Source organism: Pseudoalteromonas sp. T1lg22 (assembly GCF_002964645.1).
In the GTDB taxonomy this organism is placed as follows: Bacteria; Pseudomonadota; Gammaproteobacteria; order Enterobacterales; family Alteromonadaceae; genus Pseudoalteromonas.
In genome coordinates, this window is the sequence record NZ_PQBY01000016.1 from 457,084 (window position 1) to 477,737 (window position 20,654).

Annotated in this window: 17 protein-coding genes; 10 read left to right on the forward strand and 7 right to left on the reverse strand. The window is 51.9% G+C overall.

What is annotated here, in order from left to right; genetic code table 11:
• Positions 1-373: 373 nt before the first annotated feature.
• Complete coding sequence (locus C2M24_RS11850; protein WP_105215095.1) at positions 374-1,282, reverse strand: LysR family transcriptional regulator; 909 nt, start codon at positions 1,280-1,282, stop codon at positions 374-376.
• A gap of 106 nt (positions 1,283-1,388) precedes the next feature.
• Here C2M24_RS11850 and C2M24_RS16185 point away from each other — a divergent pair, with 106 nt between their 5' ends.
• From C2M24_RS16185 to C2M24_RS11865, 4 genes are all read left to right on the forward strand, one after another.
• Entirely contained in the window at positions 1,389-1,709 is a 321-nt protein-coding gene (locus C2M24_RS16185; RefSeq protein WP_233999543.1) for a hypothetical protein, read from the forward strand.
• Entirely contained in the window at positions 1,601-2,242 is a 642-nt protein-coding gene (locus C2M24_RS11855) for a type 1 glutamine amidotransferase domain-containing protein (RefSeq protein ID WP_233999549.1), read from the forward strand. Before C2M24_RS16185 ends, C2M24_RS11855 begins: the two co-directional genes overlap by 109 nt.
• 17 nt (positions 2,243-2,259) lie before the next feature.
• Entirely contained in the window at positions 2,260-3,414 is a 1,155-nt protein-coding gene (locus C2M24_RS11860) for an iron-containing alcohol dehydrogenase (RefSeq protein WP_105215097.1), read from the forward strand.
• 100 nt (positions 3,415-3,514) lie between these two features.
• Positions 3,515-7,693, forward strand: coding sequence for a DEAD/DEAH box helicase (locus C2M24_RS11865; protein ID WP_105215099.1), 4,179 nt, complete (start codon positions 3,515-3,517; stop codon positions 7,691-7,693).
• A gap of 60 nt (positions 7,694-7,753) precedes the next feature.
• Here the strand turns inward: C2M24_RS11865 and C2M24_RS11870 are convergent, their stop codons facing one another.
• The 3 genes from C2M24_RS11870 to C2M24_RS11880 all read right to left on the reverse strand — a co-directional run bounded on the left by C2M24_RS11870 (position 7,754) and on the right by C2M24_RS11880 (position 11,999).
• Entirely contained in the window at positions 7,754-8,683 is a 930-nt protein-coding gene (locus C2M24_RS11870; RefSeq protein ID WP_105201125.1) for an SPFH domain-containing protein, read from the reverse strand.
• Between the two features lie 60 nt (positions 8,684-8,743).
• Entirely contained in the window at positions 8,744-9,610 is an 867-nt protein-coding gene (locus C2M24_RS11875) for an MBL fold metallo-hydrolase (RefSeq protein WP_233999550.1), read from the reverse strand.
• Positions 9,611-9,740: 130 nt separating this feature from the next.
• Complete coding sequence (locus C2M24_RS11880; protein WP_105215103.1) at positions 9,741-11,999, reverse strand: penicillin acylase family protein; 2,259 nt, start codon at positions 11,997-11,999, stop codon at positions 9,741-9,743.
• A gap of 282 nt (positions 12,000-12,281) precedes the next feature.
• Here C2M24_RS11880 and nadE point away from each other — a divergent pair, with 282 nt between their 5' ends.
• From nadE to folX, 4 genes are all read left to right on the forward strand, one after another.
• Positions 12,282-13,115, forward strand: coding sequence for an ammonia-dependent NAD(+) synthetase (gene nadE / locus C2M24_RS11885; RefSeq protein ID WP_105215105.1), 834 nt, complete (start codon positions 12,282-12,284; stop codon positions 13,113-13,115).
• Between the two features lie 164 nt (positions 13,116-13,279).
• A complete protein-coding gene (folM, locus tag C2M24_RS11890) occupies positions 13,280-13,987 on the forward strand; it encodes a dihydromonapterin reductase (protein ID WP_105215107.1) in 708 nt (235 codons plus the stop codon).
• Between the two features lie 11 nt (positions 13,988-13,998).
• Entirely contained in the window at positions 13,999-14,553 is a 555-nt protein-coding gene (folE, locus tag C2M24_RS11895) for a GTP cyclohydrolase I FolE (RefSeq protein WP_105201130.1), read from the forward strand.
• Positions 14,553-14,915 carry a dihydroneopterin triphosphate 2'-epimerase gene (gene folX / locus C2M24_RS11900; protein ID WP_105201131.1) on the forward strand — a complete coding sequence of 121 codons (363 nt, stop codon included), beginning with the start codon at positions 14,553-14,555 and terminating at the stop codon, positions 14,913-14,915. Before folE ends, folX begins: the two co-directional genes overlap by 1 nt.
• 7 nt (positions 14,916-14,922) lie before the next feature.
• Here folX and C2M24_RS11905 read toward each other — a convergent pair whose 3' ends face one another.
• Together C2M24_RS11905 and C2M24_RS11910 are read right to left on the reverse strand one after the other, a co-directional pair.
• The gene (locus tag C2M24_RS11905) at positions 14,923-15,357 is read right to left on the reverse strand and encodes a YqaA family protein (protein WP_105215109.1); all 435 of its coding nucleotides are present in this window, start codon (positions 15,355-15,357) and stop codon (positions 14,923-14,925) included.
• 227 nt (positions 15,358-15,584) lie between these two features.
• Positions 15,585-15,956 carry a DUF4870 domain-containing protein gene (locus C2M24_RS11910; protein ID WP_105201133.1) on the reverse strand — a complete coding sequence of 124 codons (372 nt, stop codon included), beginning with the start codon at positions 15,954-15,956 and terminating at the stop codon, positions 15,585-15,587.
• 144 nt (positions 15,957-16,100) lie between these two features.
• On the opposite strand from C2M24_RS11910, the gene C2M24_RS11915 reads away from it, so the two are divergent.
• Both C2M24_RS11915 and C2M24_RS11920 read left to right on the forward strand, forming a co-directional pair.
• Positions 16,101-16,571, forward strand: a complete 471-nt coding sequence (locus C2M24_RS11915) for a DUF2721 domain-containing protein (protein ID WP_105201134.1) — start codon at positions 16,101-16,103, stop codon at positions 16,569-16,571.
• Between the two features lie 115 nt (positions 16,572-16,686).
• Positions 16,687-17,139, forward strand: coding sequence for a c-type cytochrome (locus tag C2M24_RS11920; RefSeq protein WP_105201135.1), 453 nt, complete (start codon positions 16,687-16,689; stop codon positions 17,137-17,139).
• 60 nt (positions 17,140-17,199) lie between these two features.
• Here C2M24_RS11920 and C2M24_RS11925 read toward each other — a convergent pair whose 3' ends face one another.
• Complete coding sequence (locus tag C2M24_RS11925; RefSeq protein ID WP_105215111.1) at positions 17,200-20,583, reverse strand: S8 family serine peptidase; 3,384 nt, start codon at positions 20,581-20,583, stop codon at positions 17,200-17,202.
• Positions 20,584-20,654: the final 71 nt, after the last annotated feature.

Consider the following 20,654-nt stretch of genomic DNA (forward strand, 5'->3'; position numbering starts at 1 on the left):
GTTTGTTTCTGCAGCAGTTTGTAGTGTATTTATACAAGGCGGCACATGTGTGGTGTAGTTATTCTACATAAACATGTAACAACACGGTAGAAATGCGCTACAAGCGCTGCCCTACGGGTTCATCTAAACGCATCCTGCTCTGTGTTGCTCGCTATGTACATAGGCGAGCAAGACCGAAGCAATGCTTCGCAGCTTAGCGAGGTGAGCGCATGGATGCGCGATGTAACCAAGCTTCATGGATGAATTTAACCACATAAATCAGTGATTATATTCATCAGAATGCGTTTAGATTGAACATAAAGTAAACCGCAAAGATAAACAGACCCTCAGACTATTGTGGTGATAATCTCACCAAAACGAAAGGGTTAACTCCTTATTCGCGATGAAATGCATAGCGATTGATATTGGAAAACGCCATCAAAATATCGCGGGCATAATTCACCCTGGGATGAGCCAGGGCGCCCTTGCGCCAGGCCAGGTAAATATTATTCTCCGGCCCTTCGGGACCCAGGCTGACCAGGCGCCCGCTGCGCAGGTCGTCATAACATAAATAATCCGGCAATACCGAATAGCCCACGCCGGTGCGCACTATGCCGGCCAAGGCGCGAATATCCGGACAAGTAGCAATAATCTGCGAGCGGCAATGGGCCTTGAACACCACATCAAAATACTCGCGGATCAACGGCAACTGGGGGCTGTAAGCGACTACCGGCAGGGTGTTGAGCAAATTGGCATCCATCTCCTGAGTCGGCAATGAGTCGGCCAGCAGTTTATGCGTCACTAACATCAACCGTTCCGAGTCCAGCACCTGATAGTCATACATGCTGCTATCGGGCAAGGAGGCGGTAATGGCCAAATCCGCGACGCCGTTATCCAGGGCCGAATAAATCTGCTCCCTATTACCGGGCAAAATGCTGACATCGACATGGCCACCCTGCAGCAGGTTGGCCAACTGGGCCGAGGCCACATAGCTGATGTATTCCGCCGGCCCGGCCAGGGTGATAGTGCCTCTCACCTCACTGGAGCGGCTTCGGGTGGAGGCCATTTTCTGCTCTATGGCATCAAAATGACCGCCGATTTGCGCCGCCAGTTCATGGGCTAGGTTGGTCGGCTCAACACCACGATGACGCCGGGTGAACAGGGTCTTGCCCACGGTCGACTCGACGCTTTGGATATGCGCGGTTGCCGCCGGTTGAGACAAACCAAGGTTTTTCGCCGCCCGGGAAATATTCAGGCAACGATACACCTCAACAAAGGTACGAAGCTGGACAAAGTAAGACATCAGATATTTTATACCTAACCCAAATTAAACTGAATTCTACTTATTATAGAGCTTAACTATACTGGATACATCTTTCACCTAACTTGATTATTAACCAGAGGCACAGATGAGTTTGAAAAAAATTGCCGCGGTCTTCGCAACCGCTCTGTCACTGACGGCCACCAGCGCCGCACAGGCACAAGAAAATAGCGAACAGATACTGGTGTTATTATCCAGCGAAACCCAAATGCAACTTGCCGATGGCAGCAGCTATGAAACCGGTATTACCTCAATGAATTCGGGGTACCGGCGGACGAGTTACTTAAAGCCGGTTATGAACTGGTTCTCGCCACCCCCAAAGGCAACGCGCCGGCTGTTGATAAAAATTCGGTGCAGGCCATGTATTTTGGCGATGACGAGGCCGAAATGGCACGCATTCAAGAGGTGATTGCCAACCTTGAGGGCATCAACGACACCCACACATTGAGGGAAGTGATCGAACAGGGCCTGGACCAATACAGCGGTGTCTTTATTCCCGGCGGCCACGCGCCGCTAATCGATTTAGCCAATAACGAAGATGTTCGCACCATATTGCAGCACTTTCATGAGCAAAGTAAGCCAACAGCCGCAATCTGCCACGGCCCCATCGCCTTGCTATCGGCCCAGCAAAGCCCAGTGGAGTACGAGCAAAACATTGCTCAAGGTGCCGAGGCAAAAGCAACTGACTGGCTGTATGAGGGTTACAGCATGACCATCTTCTCTAACCCTGAAGAGGCGACTTTTGAAGCCTCATTAAATGGTAAGAAGCTACGTTATTACCCGGCAAAAGCCATGGCCACCGCGGGCGGCAAGATGCAATTTGCCGCCGATTGGCAACCCAATGTGGTGGTCGACCGTGAATTAATCACAGGACAAAACCCCTTTTCAGACAAGCAATTAGCTAAGGCATTAATTTCTGCTTTGCAGCAGCGCAGCAAATAAGAGGTAGTAACAGCACTATGTTGAATTTTGAGTTTAAAAACACCACGGAAATTCTCTTTGGCCAGGGCCAGGTAAAGCAAATCAGCGCACGCCTGGCGCCCAGCGACAAGATTTTATTCTTATATGGCGGTGGTTCAATTAAGAAAAATGGCGTGTATGACGATGTAGTCAACGCCCTGGAAGGATTCGATTTTGTGGAGTTTGCCGGTGTCGAGCCCAACCCCACCTATGAAACCCTGAGCGAGGCCTTAAACGTGGTCAAAGCGCATAATATCAGCTTTATTCTTGCCGTGGGTGGCGGCAGTGTCATCGATGGTGCCAAATACATCGCCGCCGCGGCACACTATGAGGGCGATGGCTGGGATATTCTCGTCAATGGCGCCGAGGTAAAAAGCGCGCTGCCCATAGGCGCGGTACTCACCCTGCCGGCAACCGGCTCGGAAAGTAATGGTAACTCAGTGGTTACCAAGAAGGCGACGCAACAAAAACGCGCCTTTGGTACACCCATAGTGCAGCCACAATTTGCCGTGCTCGACCCTACCTACACCTATTCGCTGCCACCACGCCAGGTAGCCAATGGTGTGGTTGACGCCTTTGTGCATGTGATTGAGCAATACCTCACCTACCCGGTTAATGCGCCGCTGCAGGACCGTTTTGCCGAAGGCATTTTATCGACCCTGATCGAGCAAGGCCCACAGGCACTGGCCGAGCCGCAAAACTATGACGTACGGGCCAATGTGATGTGGTCGGCGACCATGGCACTCAATGGCTTAATCGGTCAGGGCGTACCCCACGACTGGGCCACCCATATGATCGGCCATGAGCTCACGGCGCTTTATAACCTGGATCACGCGCAAACCCTGGCCATAGTATTACCGGCGTTGATGTTCGAGAAAAAAGCGCAAAAACGCGAGAAAATCCAACAACTGGGCCGTCGTGTATTTGCCCTTGAAAATGCCGATGAAGAAGCCTTGATTGACGCCACGATCAAAGCAGTTCAGGACTTTTTCGAGCAAATGGGCGTTAAAACGCGCTTAAGCGATTACGACCTACAGGAGCAAGCGGTGACCGAGGCGGTAGACAACCTGCGCCGCAATGGCCTGACGGCACTCGGTGAACACGGTGATATTACCCCAGAAGTGGCCACCAAGATCCTGACGTTAGCGCTTTAAAATCTTGTCTTCAAAGGCCGCCTGGCGGCCTTTTCTCTTGCCCATCCCCCATCGCTTTGTTAGCGTGTTCGCTACTTAATCAGTACCTTCTAACCCCTTAATGCGCTTTATTACCATCACCGCCGAACTCAACGAGGCCATCGCCTCCCTGTTACACCGTTTTAATGAGTGTGGCTCAGCCCATCAACATGTGGCGCAAGCGCTGGCGGTGATCTACAAGCCCATAGAACTGCATGCCCTGGGACGCATTTTAGCGCACAGTGAATTACGCGCCCTTGAGGAAATTACCGACAAGGCACTCAAACATATCATCGCCGATTTATGCACCCTGGAACTGGTACAACAAAGCCGTCACGGTTACATCATCAATCGTCTGATTGCCAATGCGTTGGTAAAACGCAGCATAGGCAAAAATCTATTTGTGACTCTGCTTAGCGCCGCCGAGCAGGTGGCGCCCGTACTTAACAGCTACCAATGGCAAGACAACACCACGGATAAACGCCGCTTGCTGCGCGATATGTATTTCCTTGGTGAGCAAGGGCGAGTGAAGGAACTGATGGAGCTGGCGAAAAATCCCATGCAGCTTGATTGGCAACACACGCCGGCGCTATGTAGTCTGGTGTTTTACCCTTTTAATCTTGGTGAATTTAAGACCCTGGATGAACGCCTGCAGTATCAGGCCTTTGCCACCTTGCTGGCGGCACACAGGCAAAAAGGGCAAAGTACGGCGCAGCTTTTACATTGGCTGCATCAGGCCTGCGACGCCTTGCCAAAAAACCGCTGGCTCCACTACCTAAAGGCCGAGCAATACCTGCTCGCGGGGCAACTGGACAAGCTAAACGCACATCTCGATGAACAAGACAATTCTCTCTACAGCCTGTTGTTGCGTGCCAGCTTGGCATTTTTGCAGCAGCAGTATGCCAAGGCGATGCGCCTGTTTACCCAGGCCGAGCTGGAAAAAGGCCGCTATCAAAAACGTAAAAAGCCCTATATCGAGGGGCTGTATGGCCTCTTCTATCAGCTCACCTTGCTGGCATTGGGCAACGGTCAGCAAGGTGATACCTCATCCTGGCAGACGCTGCAAACCCAACTCGACAACCAACAGCAAGATAAACAACGTGGCGAGTTTGCACTGACCATTGATTTGGTGCTGCGACGCCTGTTACTGCACCTGCGAGGGCGCGATAACTACCTGTTTCGCCAAGAATATCTTAGCTACTGCCAAAAGGGTGAGCTTAACTATTACCTCTATGTCTGTTTTGCTTTAGCGGCTTACACCTGGAGTATGCGCACACCCGAGCCCTGGCTACTGGCATTAAAAGCCGAGGCCGAACGCTTTTTTGAGCATATTCAATGGCCGCTATTTACGTACTTTTTACTACAAATTTCCGGCGATTCGCCGAATTTTACGTTCAATATAACGCAATTAATGCGTTCTCAGGAAAGCTGGGATATTGCCCTTGAACAATTATTGGCACTGGATACCCCGGCGGCACAAAACAGCGAAGAGCCAAGCCGCGTCGTCTGGCAGCTGGATATTGGTCGTTTCGAGTCAAGCCTCAAAGCAAAAGAGCAAAAACGCACCAAGCAGGGCTGGAGCAAAGGCAAGGCGCTGAGCTTAAAACGCTTGGTCAATGAGCCCGATCACTTTCATCTAAGCGAGCAGGACAAGGCCATTTGCGCCCATATTGAAACCAGCACGGGCAAGGATTATTACCGCAGCAAAGAGTATCGTCTCAACCTCAGTAGCGCCCTCCCCATTGTTGTTGGCGCCGATAACTTGGTCGATGGTGAAGGCCGGCCCCTGGAGTTGGTACAGCGCGAACCGACCATTCGTATCGTCGCCCATGGTCCTGATTTAAGCGTAAGTATCGCTCATCTTCCCGCGTTAACCGCGCACTCGGAGCCCCCCGTGGTCAGCCTAAAACACGTCCGTGACGGCTTAGCAGAATTTAGCATTTTCAACGCCAATCACCTTAAGGTCGCCAAAATTATCGGCGAATCCGGGTTAGTGATTCCGGCACATGCAAAACAAAAAGCCATAGACAGCATTCGCGCCATAGCGCCACTGATCAATCTCGAGTCGGATATCGAAGGGATTGGCGAAACCCTCACCCAAACCGAGCCGGATAAACACCTGGTGGTCAACATCACGCCACTGAAAACCGGGCTGAACTTCGACTGTGTGGTGATGCCTTTTGGCGAGCATGGTCCGACAATGAAGCCCGGACTGGGCAGTCGCCATGTCAGCGCCCATATCAAGGGCAAACGCATCGCTCTGGATCGCGATCTCGCCTATGAGCAGAGGTTACTAGAGCAGCTGGATAATCAATGCCCGGATTTTCAGGCCATGCAGGACACCTGTTTAGCTCAGACGGATTGGCAACTGGCACTGGCCACCCTGGAGCAGCTGCAACTGGCCCTTAGCAAACCCAACCAAGAGCTGCCAATCAAGCTACGCTGGCCGCGGGGCAAAACGCTGCATATGACCAAGCCGCTGAAAAGTGAGAATATTCAGTTAAGTATCAACCAACATAATGAGTGGTTCGATATTACCGGCAGTGCCACCTTGGACGATGGCAAGATCTTGGAGTTACGCCAGCTCCTTGATGCCCTGGCCACCAGCGGCGGGCGCTTTATCACCCTGGAAGACAACCGCATTCTCGCCCTCAGTGAACAGTTAAAAACCCAGCTCGATGTGCTCAACGGCGCTGCCGACCAAGGCTTCTATCATCCGCTGAGCAGTCGCCTTATTCGTGACCACACCACAGGCATGCGCATGCAAACCGTGCCCGGCTGGGAGCAATTACATCAACGCATGAGCGAAGCGAACGCCTTAACCCTGACCCTGCCCAATACCCTGCAGGCGCAACTGCGCGACTATCAGGTCGACGGCTTTGATTGGGCCATGCGCCTGGCCCATTGGGGTGCGGGCGGCTGTTTGGCGGACGACATGGGCCTTGGCAAAACCCTGCAGGCGCTGGCGGTACTAGTGGCACGCGCGGCAAAAGGGCCGACACTGATCATCGCCCCCACCTCGGTCTGTTTTAATTGGCAAAAGGAAGCGGCGAAATTTGCCCCGACCCTCAGGGTGCAGCTCTTTAGTGAGTTAAAAACTGCCGAGGCGCAACAAGCAGCCATAGAGCAAAGCGCCGCCTTCGATTGTTTGGTGATCAGTTACCAGCAAATGCAGCGTCATATTGAAACGCTGGAAAAAATTCGCTGGTGTACCATTGTCGCCGATGAGGCTCAGGCCCTGAAAAATCCGCTGGCCAAGCGTACTAGAGCCGCCTATGCCCTCAAGGGCGATTTCCGCCTGATCACCACGGGCACACCCATAGAGAATAACCTCACCGAGTTGTGGAGCCTGTTTCGATTTATCAATCCTGGGCTGCTCGGCAACTTAAAACGTTTTAGCCGGCGCTTTGTGCTGCCCATCGATAATCAGCAGCAGGAGCCCGCCAAGGCACTCAAAGCCAAGCGCGTACTTAAAGAGCTGATCAAACCCTTTATTCTGCGCCGCCTGAAGTCCGAGGTGCTAACCGAACTGCCCGAACGCACGGATATCGATCAATTGATCACCCTCAGCGAGGATGAGCAGCACCTTTACGAAGCCCTGAGACAAAACGCCCTGGAACAATTAACGCAATTACAGCAGCTAGATAACCCGGGGGAGCAACGCATTCAACTGCTGGCCCAGTTAACCAAGTTACGCCAGGCCTGCTGCCATCCCCAATTGGTGGCCGAGCAAAGCACGCTGACCAGCAGCAAGCTTTCGGCCCTGGGGCACCTACTCGAGGAACTGCGCGACAACCATCATAAGGCGCTGATATTCAGCCAATTTGTTGGTCACTTGCAATTGATCCGCGAGTACCTGGAAGAACAGGGGATTGGCTATCAGTATCTCGATGGTTCGACGCCCGCCGCAGCCAGGCAGGCCCGTATCGACGCCTTTCAAAATGGCGATGGCGAGGTGTTTTTGATCAGCCTGAAGGCTGGTGGTTCGGGGCTCAATCTCACCGCCGCCGATTACGTCATTCATATGGACCCCTGGTGGAACCCGGCGGTGGAGCAGCAGGCCTCGGACCGTGCCCATCGCCTTGGGCAAACCCGCCCGGTTACCGTTTATCGCCTGATTGCCAAGGGCACCATAGAAGAGAAGATCCTCGCCCTGCACCAACATAAACGGGACCTCGCCGACAGCCTGCTGAGCGATTACGACACGCCGCAATCCCTCTCGGTTGAGGAAATGATGGCCACCCTGAAGGAAGTGTTTTAACAACCTAAAGGCATGAAAAAAGCGGCCCAGGCCGCTTTTATTTTCATCAATTACTTGGGGTTACTTTTCTTTCATATTCCAAAGAATACCCTGATCCGAACCCATAACCGTGGTTGGCATTTGTCCGTTCCATGTTTGCGCACGCATGTACTCAACCAAGGTGGCGTTGTTCTTAATGGCTTCGGCTTTCTTTTGCATGGCTTCGGCTTCAGCCAAACCCTTCATACGAATGGCTTCTGCCTCGGCTTGGGCTTCAACCTTGATCGCATAGGCCAGACCATCGGCCTTGGCCTTGGCGGCATCACGTTGCGCATTAGCGGTGTTCACTTCCTGCTGCGCCTGCAGATTCTGGCGCTCTAGCTTGTGCTTTTCTGCCGCCGCCAGGTTTTTCTCGGTTTGCTTGGTTTCGATGGATTGAATGTATTTAGGTGGCAATACCAGGTCTTCAATTTGCGCCGAGTCCAGTTTAACCGGGTAGCTCTTCATTTCTTCCAGCAATAACTCTTCAATGCGGGCAATTACCTGCGAGCGGTTTTGGATCAGCTCTTCGGCCTTATAGCGCGCCAGAGCATCCTTAGTCGCGGAACGCAATTTAGGGTCAAGAATACGGCTTTCGAACTGAGTCAGGCCGCCATAGCTTTTGAATAGATCAAAGGCTTCCTCACGATTGACCGTCCAGTTGATGCTCACTTCTGCGGTCAATGGCATCTGCTCATGGGTAGCGGCGCGCAGTTTTTCGACGTTTTTACGGGTACGTATCTCCAGCATTTCCACCGTATCGACAAAGGGGATCTTGGTATGCAGACCAGGGTTAACCTGCTCGGTGGCCTCACCAAAGCGCTTGATAATACCGACATGACCTTCATCCACGGTATACATGCTCTTGAACCCCACAAGCAGCAATACCAGCACCACGAAAATAGCGCCGATCAGTCCCTTCTTTTTGCCTACCGAGGCTGTGAGATCAGGCAAGTTATTGTTGTTATTCATTCTTTATACTCCTTGTAGCTAAGAACAAGGAGTATAAAGTAAGCGATTACAAATGTTAAATTAAGGTTTCGATTCTTCGCCACCCAGGCTGCGGTAAAACAGGGTGATCACCCGCTCTTTCGGCAACCAGTCCGCGTATTTTAAATTCAGTTCGGCAAAGGGGTCGGCGGCGATTACCGCATCCAGGGTCTGCTCTTTTTCCATGGCCTCAAGCATAAGGGTTTTGGCCTTGGCCACCAACGCCTGATAGCGCATTAGTCCAGCCTTGTCGCTGATGGGCCCGTGTCCGGGGATCACCTGGGTGCTGTCGTCAATTTGCTCTAGCACACTTTGCAGCGCCGCCAAAATACCCTCGACGCTGCCACCGCCATCGACATCAACATAGGGCAGGCCACCGGTATTGAAATAGATATCCCCCATATGCACCACATTGGCGTCGCTGAAGAACACCACCGCATCGCCATCGGTATGGGCATTGGCATAATGCACCAGGCGCGCATGCTCCCCATTAAAGTGCAAAGTCAGGTCGGCACCAAAGCTCAGGCGTGGTAAAAATTCAGAGCCCGCGCCATGCTTTTCTTCCAAGCGCTTGTGAACATTATGGTGGGCGATAACATGGGCCCCCGCCTGCGCAAACACCTCGTTACCACCGGTGTGGTCGCCATGATAATGGGTGTTTAGCACAAACTCCGCGGCATTGGGGTTGAGCTCTTTGAGCTTGGCTTTGATTTGCGGCGCCAGCTTGGCGAATTGGTCATCGATAATATAGGTGCCATCGGCGCCCACATGGGCGGCAATATTGCCACCGCGGCCAAACAAGACATAAATATGCTTGTCCAGTTGCTGAGTGGTTACCTCAACATCCTCTGCCTGTGCGGCCTTTACCGTTAGCGCGGTGACCACTGTGGCAACCAGAACCGCAATCATCATGCTGTTTTTACTCATTATTGTGTCCTTATGTAGCTTTTTAGCGATAATCCTAGTCTAGTTTATCGCCGCCAAATTGCGCGCACAGATAAGAGCCGCAACCTCACTCGGGTTGCGACCGCTGATAGACCTAACGAGCCGGACGGATCTCCAATCTGTGCTCTGGCGCGCCGGGTAGCAAGGGCGTGGCCTGGTGCGTGGCATATTGCTCATAACCGGCACGGTAAAAGGCCGACAAGGGATGCGCCGACTGGCCGCCGGGAATGGCCATAATCGCCTGCTCTAACCTTCCCGGTTGGGCAATAAAGCGTTGTGAGGCACCAAAGTCGGTGCGCTGTACCGCCGGCATAAAGCTATCGCCAAAGGCCTCAACTTTAGGCATGTTCAACCAGCTCCCCAGCTGCGGGATTTGCTTGGCAAAAGGATGTTTCAGCTCCATGGCGTTGACATTACCCCAGCGCCAATTCGCCGTGTCTTCGCCAAATTTACTGCGCAGACGCGCCAACGCCAGATTAAAACTCTTACTTAACAGCTGCTGTTTATCGGCAAAACCCCAGACACTTGGGTTGTCCAACAACTGCCAGGTGGCCGGCTCTAAATTGCGCTTAATGGGACCAAGGGAGAGCTCATGCTCAGCCAATCTGGCCTCAATATCGGCAAACAGGGTATCCATCACGGCGCTGCGGAAATAACGCACCAGGGTATAACCTATGGAGTCGGCACAGGCACAGCCCTGCCATTGCTCAACCAGAGCTAAATTCTGGGTACTGCCTTGCTCTTTGAGCGTTGCGACTAACAGCGCCTGCCACTTAGATAAGAAGCGCGCCTCATTATCGAGCTGCAAGGCTAAGAACGCCTGCTCATCAAAGGTGTTTTGGGCAAAAAGGCGGTCGCGTATTTGTTGCTGGCGGGGCCCTAGGGCATAGCCACCATCACCCAAACGGGCGTGCTCCTGAGTTGATATTACCCGCGCATTGGCGCTCCACAAACGACCCGAGTTAGGATTCATTACCCGGGGGCGCTGCGGTTCATTGTGGGACCAGTCGGACTGAAACTCTTCGGCAGCCAGAGCAATATCGCTTGGATTGGTACGCGCGGCAATGGCGCCCATGGGCTGCCAGCCAATTTGCCCTTGCTTATCCACCACCATTAAATTTTGCACCGGCATACCGGCATCATCGGCAATTTGAAACGCTTGGGTGACAGAGGAGGCAGTGGCGAGTTCCGCCAGATCCAGGTTTACCGCGTAGTCATAATGACCGACCCAACTGAGGGCATAGCGCTGGCCGTTGACCTCTTGCACTGGGCCATAATCACTCATTAATAGACTGAATTCATGCGTTTTACCACCGGCAATAGCGATAGTTTCCTGCACCTTTTCCACGGTGTCATCGCCGTCGAGGCGAACCCAATCCGAGGTATCCACATAAGCATTGGTAAAGCCCCAGGCAATATTATCGTTACTGCCGACAACAATCGCCGGCGCCCCAGGAAGCGACACTCCGGTGACCTGAATATCGGCGATATTTAACTGGGCGCGATACCAAATAATGGGCACAGCTAATCCCAGGTGCATATCATCGGCGACCATGGGCTGGCCGCTGCTGGTTAACTCCCCGGAGACCGCCCAGTTATTGCTGCCCACCTCTCGCGTGGCGATAATTTCTGGCACAGAGGCGGTAAGATTTGCTGCTGACAGCATGGGAATGGCCAGTTCTTTAAGGCTTATTTCGCTGCCGTCCAGCGCCGATTGGTAGGGACTGGGCTGGGTTAAGAATTCACGCATTTGCGCGGAATAAAGTTGTTCAATTTGCTCCAACACCATATCACGATCAAAGGTGCCAGCCTGCAAGTCCAAGTACATGCTGTAGATCACCAGCAGGCTATCCTCTGGCTGCCAGGGTGTGACCTCGGCGCCGGTCAGCAGATATTCAAAGCCCTTTAACGACTGAGCTTGCAGCGCCTCGTTGACGCCACGGCTGTAACTGCTTAACAAGGTCTGCTGAGACTTGGGCAATTGCGCAAAAATACGCTCACTGCGCTGACGCAGCTGATGAAAGCGCATTTTTTTATCCAGCTCCAGTGCCGCCTCACCAAACAACTCGCTGAGCTCACCGGCTGAATTGCGGCGCAATAGATCCATTTGGAAAAATCTGTCCTGACCATGGGCAAAGCCCAGGCCATAGGCGGCATCATTCATGCTTTGTGCATCGATAATGGCCTGCCCCAAGGCGTCACGTTTAATGGTAACCGTGCTCTCGATCGCATCACTGCTGCCACGGCCATCCAAGGTCGGTAAACTCAGCGACAGCAGGCCGTAAACCAGCGCGGTCACCAACAGCAGCCCTATAATGGCCGTCATTAAAATGCGCTTTCCCCATTTCAACATGTGTAACTTACCTATTTGTTAGCGTTTTTATTATTTTGAGCATTAGTGTATGACATTTTTTCAGCTTTGTTGGTGTCTTTTAATTGTGCGCGGGAATTGGGGCAAGGAGCAGCGCTCGGTATTTAGTTTTGGTTCTGCGTCGACAAGGGGGGAACAGGTTACCATTGGCTGCCTTATACCTTGGCGGCAAAGGCCGAGCTACAAGAGCTCCGCTGCGCGCTTTAACTTTTGGTTAAATACTTACATAATAGCGACTCACCATTGAGCTCAAGCGGGGGAGTTATGCGAGCCGAAATCGTTGCCGAAATGAAGGTGCAACCAAGCATTGATATTAACCAGGAAATTGCCCGTCGCGTGGCATTTATTAAGCACCGTCTGCAGCAGGCCCATTGCCATAGTTTGGTTTTAGGCATTAGCGGCGGCGTTGATTCCACCACCTGTGGTCGTTTGTGCCAATTGGCGGTGAACGAACTCAATGACGAGCATAACACCCATCAGTATCAGTTTATTGCCGTGCGTCTACCTTACGGCGTCCAGGCCGATGAACATGAGGCCCAATTGGCCGTTGATTTTATACAACCTAGCCAACGCGTGACCGTAAATATCAAACCGGCCAGCGATCATATGCATGATGAGGTGTTAGCAGGCTTGGCCGCGGGTACCGAGCTGGCCCTGCCGGCGCAGACCCAGGTGGACTTTATTAAGGGCAATGTGAAGGCACGCCAGCGCATGATAGCCCAGTATGAGATCGCCGGTCTGACTCAAGGCCTGGTAGTCGGCACGGATCACAGCGCCGAAAACCTCACCGGCTTTTATACCAAATTTGGCGATGGCGCCTGCGATCTAGCGCCTTTATTCGGCCTATCCAAACGCCAGGTGCGCGCTTTGGCCGAAGCCTTGGGAGCGCCAAGGGATCTGGTGCACAAAGTTCCTACCGCGGATCTCGAGTGCGACCGCCCAGGGCTGGCCGACGAGGTCGCCCTTGGCCTGAGTTACGACCAAATTGATGACTTTTTAGAAGGCAAACCGGTGAGCGCCGAAGTTGAAGCGCATATTATCGGCATCTACCAGCGCACCCAGCATAAGCGCCAACCCATACCTACCATCTACGATTGATCTGCTCGGGCACCGGTGTCTTGTCGGTGCCCTGCTTAGCCACCCGCCCAATAGCTTTTTCTTTGCTAACACAGTGATCGCCCACGCATTTGTATACGTAAACACTGCAATCATGAACTCATTTGTTTATAGTAAAGGTTATACGCTTTTAGCCTTTGGAAATTATGTCTTTTCCTATTTTAATTACCGGCGCCGGGCAGCGCATAGGCCTTGCTTTGGCCTCCCATTTGCTGGCCCAGGGTCACGACGTCATTATTAGTTACCGCACCCGGCATCCGGCAGTGGACGAGCTGGCGGCGCAAGGGGCAACCTGCATTGCCGCAGACTTTAACGACGATCACAGCATTTTGGAGTTTATTGACGAACTTCGCCGTCATACCAGTGGACTGCGGGCCATAATTCATAACGCCTCAAGCTGGGACTGCGAGGCCAACAACAGTGATTATGCCCAGCTGTTCGACGACATGATGCGCATTCATGCCAAGGTGCCCTATTTAATCAATCAGTACTGCGCCGATATGCTGGAGCAGGCCGAGGGCTACGCCGATGTGATTCACCTGACCGACTATGTGGTCGAAACCGGCAGCCCAAAACATCTGGCCTATGCCGCCTCCAAGGCTGCGCTCGACAACCTGACCAAGTCGTATGCCGCCAAATGGGCGCCGAAGATAAAGGTCAATGCCATTGCCCCGTCGCTGATTATTTTCAATGACCATGACGATGAGCAGTACAAGCAAAAGACCTTAACCAAATCCCTAATGGGCATAGAGCCCGGCTGCCAGGAAATTATTGCCGCCGTGGAGCTGCTGCTCAATAGTCATTACATTACCGGGCGCAGCCTCGCCATCGACGGCGGCCGCCACCTAAAATAGACGAGAACAGTATGCAAGACGATTTAAAACACAGCTTTAAGCAGATCATCAGCGCCGTTGGCGAAGACCCACAGCGAGAAGGTCTGCTCGACACCCCGAAACGCGCCGCCAAGGCCATGGAATACCTTACCAAGGGCTATCGACAAACGCTTGAAGAGATCACTAACAATGCGGTGTTCTCTTCTGATGCGGATGATATGGTTCTGGTGCAGGACATTGAGCTTTATTCCATGTGCGAGCACCATTTACTGCCCTTCGTCGGTAAGGCCCATATCGCCTATATCCCGGATGGTAAGGTGCTGGGGCTATCGAAATTTGCCCGCATCGTCGACATGTATGCGCGCCGCTTTCAAATTCAGGAGCAACTCACCCATCAGATCGCCAAGGCGGTTGAACAGGTGACTGGCGCCAAGGGCGTGGGTGTGATCATTGAAGCCCAGCATATGTGTATGATGATGCGTGGCGTGGAAAAGCAGAATTCAAAAATGCGTACGTCCGTGATGCTGGGCAATTTCCGTACCGACTCAAAAACCCGCAACGAATTTTTACAGCTGGTGAAAAACTAATGACCAACGCCATTATCAATGTCACCAACCTCAGGCTGCGCACCTATATAGGTTTTAATCCCGAGGAGCGGGAAAAGAAGCAGGACGTAGTGATCAACCTGGAGATTCATTACCCGGCTGATAAGGCCTGCGAGCAAGATGAAGTAGCTCAGGCGCTCAACTATAAAACCATCACCAAGGCGGTGATCGAGCTGGTAGAGCAGGGGCATTTTCTGTTATTGGAAAAGTTGGTGGCGGAGATTTTGGCCTTGTGTCATAGCCACCCCAGCGTGCACTACGCCAAGGCTAGAGTCGATAAACCCCATGCCTTGCGTTTTGCCGATTCGGTGTCGCTGACCTTGGACTGGCAACGCCCTCAGTAGCGAGCGCTTAGAGGAATTCTTCAAGCCCGAGCGCCATCAGGATCACCAGCAGATAGCGGGCGCCTTTGCCTATGCTGACCAGCAGCAGAAACAGGCTAAAGCGCACCCGAAATACGCCGCCAATTAAGGTCAGCGGATCGCCAACCACTGGCAGCCAGGCAAACAGCAAACTGTAGACACCAAAGCGATTAAACTGCCGCTGCGCCCTGGCCATGCCCTTGGCGGACACGGGAAACCATTTTCTATCGGCAAAGCGAGTCACCTGGGTTCCCAGGGCATAGTTCACACAACTGCCCAAGACATTGCCAAAGGTGGCGCTGAGCCAGAGTAAGGGTAAGGACAACCCGCCCTTAACCACCATGGCGCTGAGCATCAGCTCCGAAGAGCTAGGCAGCAGAGTGGCAGCAATAAAGGCGCTCAATAACAGGCTTAAATAGGCCATAATTCCTAGGGTCTGTTGACCTTTGTTGTTTGTTTCTGCAGCAGTTTGTAGTGTATTTATACAAGGCGGCACATGTGTGGTGTAGTTATTCTCGGCTTTGGCTCCTGCGTCGCTCTACCGCCTACATCCATGTAGGCGTACATTAACATATAACAACACAGTAGAAATGCGCTACAAGCGCTGCCCTACGGGTTCATCTAAACGCATCCTGCTACCGATCTCACCATTTATAAGAATTTAATGGTAAACGGATAACTAAACTCTTTGCCCTCATAGGCCTTGATCGATGCCACAATCACCATAATAAAGGAGAACAAGGCGACGATTGGCAGCAGCAGAATACCCACGGCGACAAAAATCAAAATAAAACAAACGATATAGGCGATCAGCATGGTGAGCTGAAAGTTCAATGACTCGCGGCCATGACGATCGACAATAGGCATCTCTTCTTTTTTCACCAACCAGATAATCAAAGGGCCTAAAATTGAGCCAAAAGGTACGATAAAACCGGCCAAAGCCGCTAAATGGCACAACATCGCCATGCTCTTCTCATCGTTGCTTTTCGCCGTGTCATTTTTTTCAGGTAATACGGGTTCCATGTTCACTCCTGTGATTGTTGTTAAGTTACTGAGATTCTCAGTTTTATTGCCTAGTGTCCAGCTTTTCGCCAGAGCAAAATTCTATCCTTCATCGGCAATTACCGCTAGACTAACGACATTGTCATTCTTTCAGTGAGAGTCAGTGTGAACACAGATGTCGTTAATATTCTCACCATGGCAAAGGTGATTCAAACCGCCGTTGCCCCGGTTTTCCTTATCACGGGTATCGCCGCCACCTTGGGGGTACTATCAAATCGTTTAGCGCGCATCACTGACCGGGCTCGCACTCTTGAGCGTAAGCTAAAAACTAGCAGCGATGAAGATTTTAACCGCTCCCTGACCACAGAGTTGCGTGCCCTGCTTAAACGCGCCCGCTATATTCATCTGGCTTTTAGCTTAAGCGTACTTAGCGCCACCTTGGTAAGTGCCGTGGTGATGCTGCTTTTTATGGCTAATATTCAATCGGTTAACCTGGGAACCGCGATAGCCTTGTGCTTTATGATTGCCATGGTGCTGCTGATCCTGGCATTTATTTCCCTGCTTGCCGAGGTTTATCTTGCCTTTAGAAGCATGCGTCGGGGGATGATTTTTGCCGATATCGACCTAGGCGAGTAAATACTTCTTCACAGTGCTGACAGGTCTGTACAATGCTAATTACCGAGCCAGGCTTGTCTTCGCTGCATCCCTTAGGTAAAAAGGGACACAACTTTTATAATAATGGACTAATGGAATGAAACTACACTCTATTATCACTGCAATCGCGCTGGCTGCCAGCTCATCATCAGCCTTAGCAAGCTCGGTTTTTGAAAAACCTGAAGATGCTATCGACTACCGTAAATCGACATTCTCACTGCTCCGTGTACAAATCGCCGATATGGGTGACATGCTTAAAGGCAAGGTACCTTTCGAGGCCGAGCGTTTTGCCATGCGTGCTAACAATGCCGCAGCCCTTTCACAAATGCCTTGGGAAGCCTTCGGTGCCGGCACTGACAAGGGCGACACCAGCGCACTACCAGCTATCTGGGAAGACCGTGCGACCTTTGATGCTAAAGCAGATGCCTTTGCAAAATACGCACAAGAGCTAGCGGTAGCAGCACAAAGCGGCGATAAAGAAACTATCGTACCAGCTTTCCAAAACTGGGCGAAAGGCTGTAAAGACTGCCACAATTCGTTTAAAGACTAAGCTCTTTAAGCAATAAAAAAACGGCGCAATAAGCGCCGTTTTTTGTGCCCAAATATTAGCTTAGCCGCGACGACGACGTAACCATAACGCCGGTGCCATCAGCAGAGTCAACCAGGCCCAAGTACCTGAGCTAGTGCTCTTCTTAGGTTCAACCTTAGGCTGTGTTGTCGGCTGCTCAGAAATCTCGTCGGCCAGGTTGTTCACCTTAACAACAACAGTTGCTTCATTTGAAATGTGGCCAAAGGTGTCGGTGGCAACCACTGTCAAAGTGATCTGCTCAAGGCCAGCGTCAAAGTCCAACTGCTCGGCATTGGCCACAAGCACTTCGCCCATGTCATTAATTTCTACCGCCGTTGAAGTAGAGCCGGTGACGATAAACTCAGAGATAGCACCGGCCAGCGGCGCATTACGCATTGCCGATAGAGTACCAATTACTGTGCCATCAACAGTGTTTTCATCAACGCTGAATTCGGCATCGGCTAGGCTTGGTGCCACTTTCATATCGTCACCAATCGAAGCGACAACCGGGGTCGAGCCTGAAGCAGACAAGATGGTGAAGTCAGCATCGGTAAATAGCAATTGCGCCGATTCACCCGGAGCCAGACTTGCAACTTCATTACCCTGTGCATCTACAGCCATTGCCGCAACATTTGCTAGGGCAAAGTCGTAACTACCTTGCACACTGTCTACCGCATTGGCACCTGAACCATCATAGTAACCTTCGCCTACCCTAAAGCGGACGGTGGCATCAAGAGTACCCAGCTCTGCAGCGGTTAGACCATAGTCTTCAAGACAGTTTTGCAGGGTTACATAATTGGTTCCGCTATCAAAGTACAGGTTGCTCAATGAGTAAGTTGGCACAGAGTAAGTAACCGGAATTGGCGGTAACGGCACAGTAGTTTCAAATGAGCGGTAGCTCAGTGAATGCACACGCGCATCCCATACACCATCGCTTTCTAAGTCGAAATCGGCGGCAAAGTTACCGATAAAGTTAGAGGCAATAGCCTGGTTCAAGACTATGGTAGTAAACACACCGTAGCCAGAATCACAGAAGGATGTGGGTACTTCGAAAGTTTCAACACTGCCAGAAACTATGTCCAGACGCTCGCTGTCACCAACCGCATCGGTGGCAACATTTGCAATGATCATAGGTATAAAATCGGTAACACCTTCGTTGGTAACCGTATATACCACACCTTCTTCGGCCTTTTGCGCATCTAACACAGGTTTTGCTGCGGCACGTGGCAGCACGTGATATACCAGATGTAAGGCATGCTCACCACCTTCATTGAATACCAGGGCACCGTCTAGCTCAGATTTGGTCAGTAACGGACCTGCCTCACTTTTCCAGGTGTTAGAGAAGTCCACGCCCCATTGCGGCAACTTGGCAGGGTCTATGGTTACGGTTACATCGAACTCAACAGTTTGACCTGCTGGCACAGTCACTGACGAAGGGTATTCCGCCATGATGGCGCCAGACTCCGCATCATCCGCATAGCGCTGCTGCCAAGCCAGATCGTATGTTTTCGCCGTATTTGAGAAGTTCTTAACCTGTACCGTCTTGGTCATGGTGGCCACTTCTGCCAGGCTGTGTAAACCAAACGATAGTGCTGCCTGACGGGTGTCTTTAGCCCAGGCAGCTACCGGTAAGTTGGCTGCTTTTTCAACATCTACCAGACCCGCCCCAATAATACTGATTGGTGCCAGCTCGGCATTTTCATCCAGCTCTCGTGGTATCATAGTGACATCCATGTTCGCCGCATTCATAAGCGTTGCTTTTAGTTCAAAGGCATTACGCTCTGGTAGAGCTTCTTTCAGGATACTCATAGCTCCCGCCGTAATTGGTCCGGAGAATGAAGTACCGTTAGCACCACTTAGACCATCGCCCGTACCAGGGTGGGCGGTCATAATATTTACGCCAGGAGCGGTAATTTCCGGCTTAAGCAAGCCGCTTACCGAAGGTCCACGTGAGCTGAAGTCAGCAACAGCACCGGCGGTGGTCGCCAGCGTTAATTCAACAGTAAAGGCTGCGCCTTCTTTAAGCTGTAAACCTGTAGCCTTGTTCACACCCACAGATGGGATGGTAACCGCCGCATCGAAGCCGCCCATAGGCGCAGGGGTGCCGTCATCGCTATTGTTGGCGATAATCACAAAGGCCGCGCCCTTTTCCTGCGCCGCCAATACCTTAAGAGTGAAAGCACAACCACCACGATCAAGAATCACCGCCTTGCCGGTAAAATCAACATCATCGGCAAAAGCAACACAAGCGGTTTGATTCGATTCCGGGTAAACAACTTCAATATCATCGCTATTAAAGCTGCCTACACCCGGACCAAAGCTGGCGCCCTGGAATACCGCTTCGGCCCCGGCTACCGTACCCTTGGCAATGCTCACTTCTTCCGCTGGATGCGTCATCGCGCCCACAGAAAGAGCGTGCTCGGTCGTGCTCGGACCACCAACAATGTATGGAATATCGCCATCGTTACCGGCAGAGACCACCACATTGGTGCCCAAGGCCACGGCGCGGTTAATAAACAGGCCTACGGCGCTTTCGGCGATATCGCCAAAGTCACCACCGAGTGACATATTGATCACATCAACCCGATCTTCAATATCCATGTCTTGGTTAGGATCCATAGCCGCTTCCAAGGCCATAAGCTGGGCCTTACCCGAACATCCACCTGCACACACGGAATACACGAATAATTCAACATCTGGGGCAATACCGGTTACCGAGTGAGATACATGGGTACCGTGGTTAGTGCCATTGTCGATTGGATCTGGGTCCATATTGACGAAGTCATAACCGCCTTTAACTATACCCTGCGGCCAGGTGACTGATTCATCGGCAGTGGCTGCGGCATAGGCCTCAAGTGTACCTTCACCCCCAAAGGCAGCATGAGTGTAGTCGATACCCGTGTCCAGTACGGCCACACGTACGCCCTTACCGCTGGCAAGACCGTTTTCAACCAAGGGCGTGGCCTTAACATAATCGGCGCTGTCTGCTACCGCCAGCTCGTAATCATAAACGGGATATACGGCTTTAACGTCGGTATGGTTTTCCAACTGACGTATATCGGTTTCCTGGCCATCAACAACCAAGGCATTAGCAAGCTTAGAGGTGCGGGTAATAACCTTAAGGTTTAAATCCATGCTCTGCATATCGCTCATTACACGCTGCTGCATATCGCTAATGTTGGCACTCACAGTGGCCTGTTGCGACTTATTAACACCGTAGAGAGACTGACCATTTAATTCGACCAACCAGGCAACCGCAGTTTTTTCTTGTTGTTTAAATTCAGCGACCTGACGCTCTACATTCACCTTGTACTGAGAATCCAGAGTCTTAGCTTGCGCTTCTAGAGTGGCACTTACGGCCGGGGCGCTCATCAGCGCAGAAGAAATGCCTAACGCAATTGCGCTGCGGCGAAGATTTTGCTTCATACAAATACCTGTTTTAATTGTTAGCATTACTGCTTTATTGTTGCTGGCGGACAATAATGCCAAAACAGGTA

Coding starts and splice junctions, on each gene's coding strand:
- C2M24_RS11850 (WP_105215095.1), bottom strand. CDS start 1,282: ATGTCTTACTTTGTCCAGCTTCGTACCTTTGTTGAGGTGTATCGTTGC.
- C2M24_RS16185 (WP_233999543.1), top strand. CDS start 1,389: ATGAGTTTGAAAAAAATTGCCGCGGTCTTCGCAACCGCTCTGTCACTG.
- C2M24_RS11860 (WP_105215097.1), top strand. CDS start 2,260: ATGTTGAATTTTGAGTTTAAAAACACCACGGAAATTCTCTTTGGCCAG.
- C2M24_RS11865 (WP_105215099.1), top strand. CDS start 3,515: ATGCGCTTTATTACCATCACCGCCGAACTCAACGAGGCCATCGCCTCC.
- C2M24_RS11870 (WP_105201125.1), bottom strand. CDS start 8,683: ATGAATAACAACAATAACTTGCCTGATCTCACAGCCTCGGTAGGCAAA.
- C2M24_RS11875 (WP_233999550.1), bottom strand. CDS start 9,610: ATGATTGCGGTTCTGGTTGCCACAGTGGTCACCGCGCTAACGGTAAAG.
- C2M24_RS11880 (WP_105215103.1), bottom strand. CDS start 11,999: ATGTTGAAATGGGGAAAGCGCATTTTAATGACGGCCATTATAGGGCTG.
- nadE (WP_105215105.1), top strand. CDS start 12,282: ATGCGAGCCGAAATCGTTGCCGAAATGAAGGTGCAACCAAGCATTGAT.
- folM (WP_105215107.1), top strand. CDS start 13,280: ATGTCTTTTCCTATTTTAATTACCGGCGCCGGGCAGCGCATAGGCCTT.
- folE (WP_105201130.1), top strand. CDS start 13,999: ATGCAAGACGATTTAAAACACAGCTTTAAGCAGATCATCAGCGCCGTT.
- folX (WP_105201131.1), top strand. CDS start 14,553: ATGACCAACGCCATTATCAATGTCACCAACCTCAGGCTGCGCACCTAT.
- C2M24_RS11905 (WP_105215109.1), bottom strand. CDS start 15,357: ATGGCCTATTTAAGCCTGTTATTGAGCGCCTTTATTGCTGCCACTCTG.
- C2M24_RS11910 (WP_105201133.1), bottom strand. CDS start 15,956: ATGGAACCCGTATTACCTGAAAAAAATGACACGGCGAAAAGCAACGAT.
- C2M24_RS11920 (WP_105201135.1), top strand. CDS start 16,687: ATGAAACTACACTCTATTATCACTGCAATCGCGCTGGCTGCCAGCTCA.
- C2M24_RS11925 (WP_105215111.1), bottom strand. CDS start 20,583: ATGAAGCAAAATCTTCGCCGCAGCGCAATTGCGTTAGGCATTTCTTCT.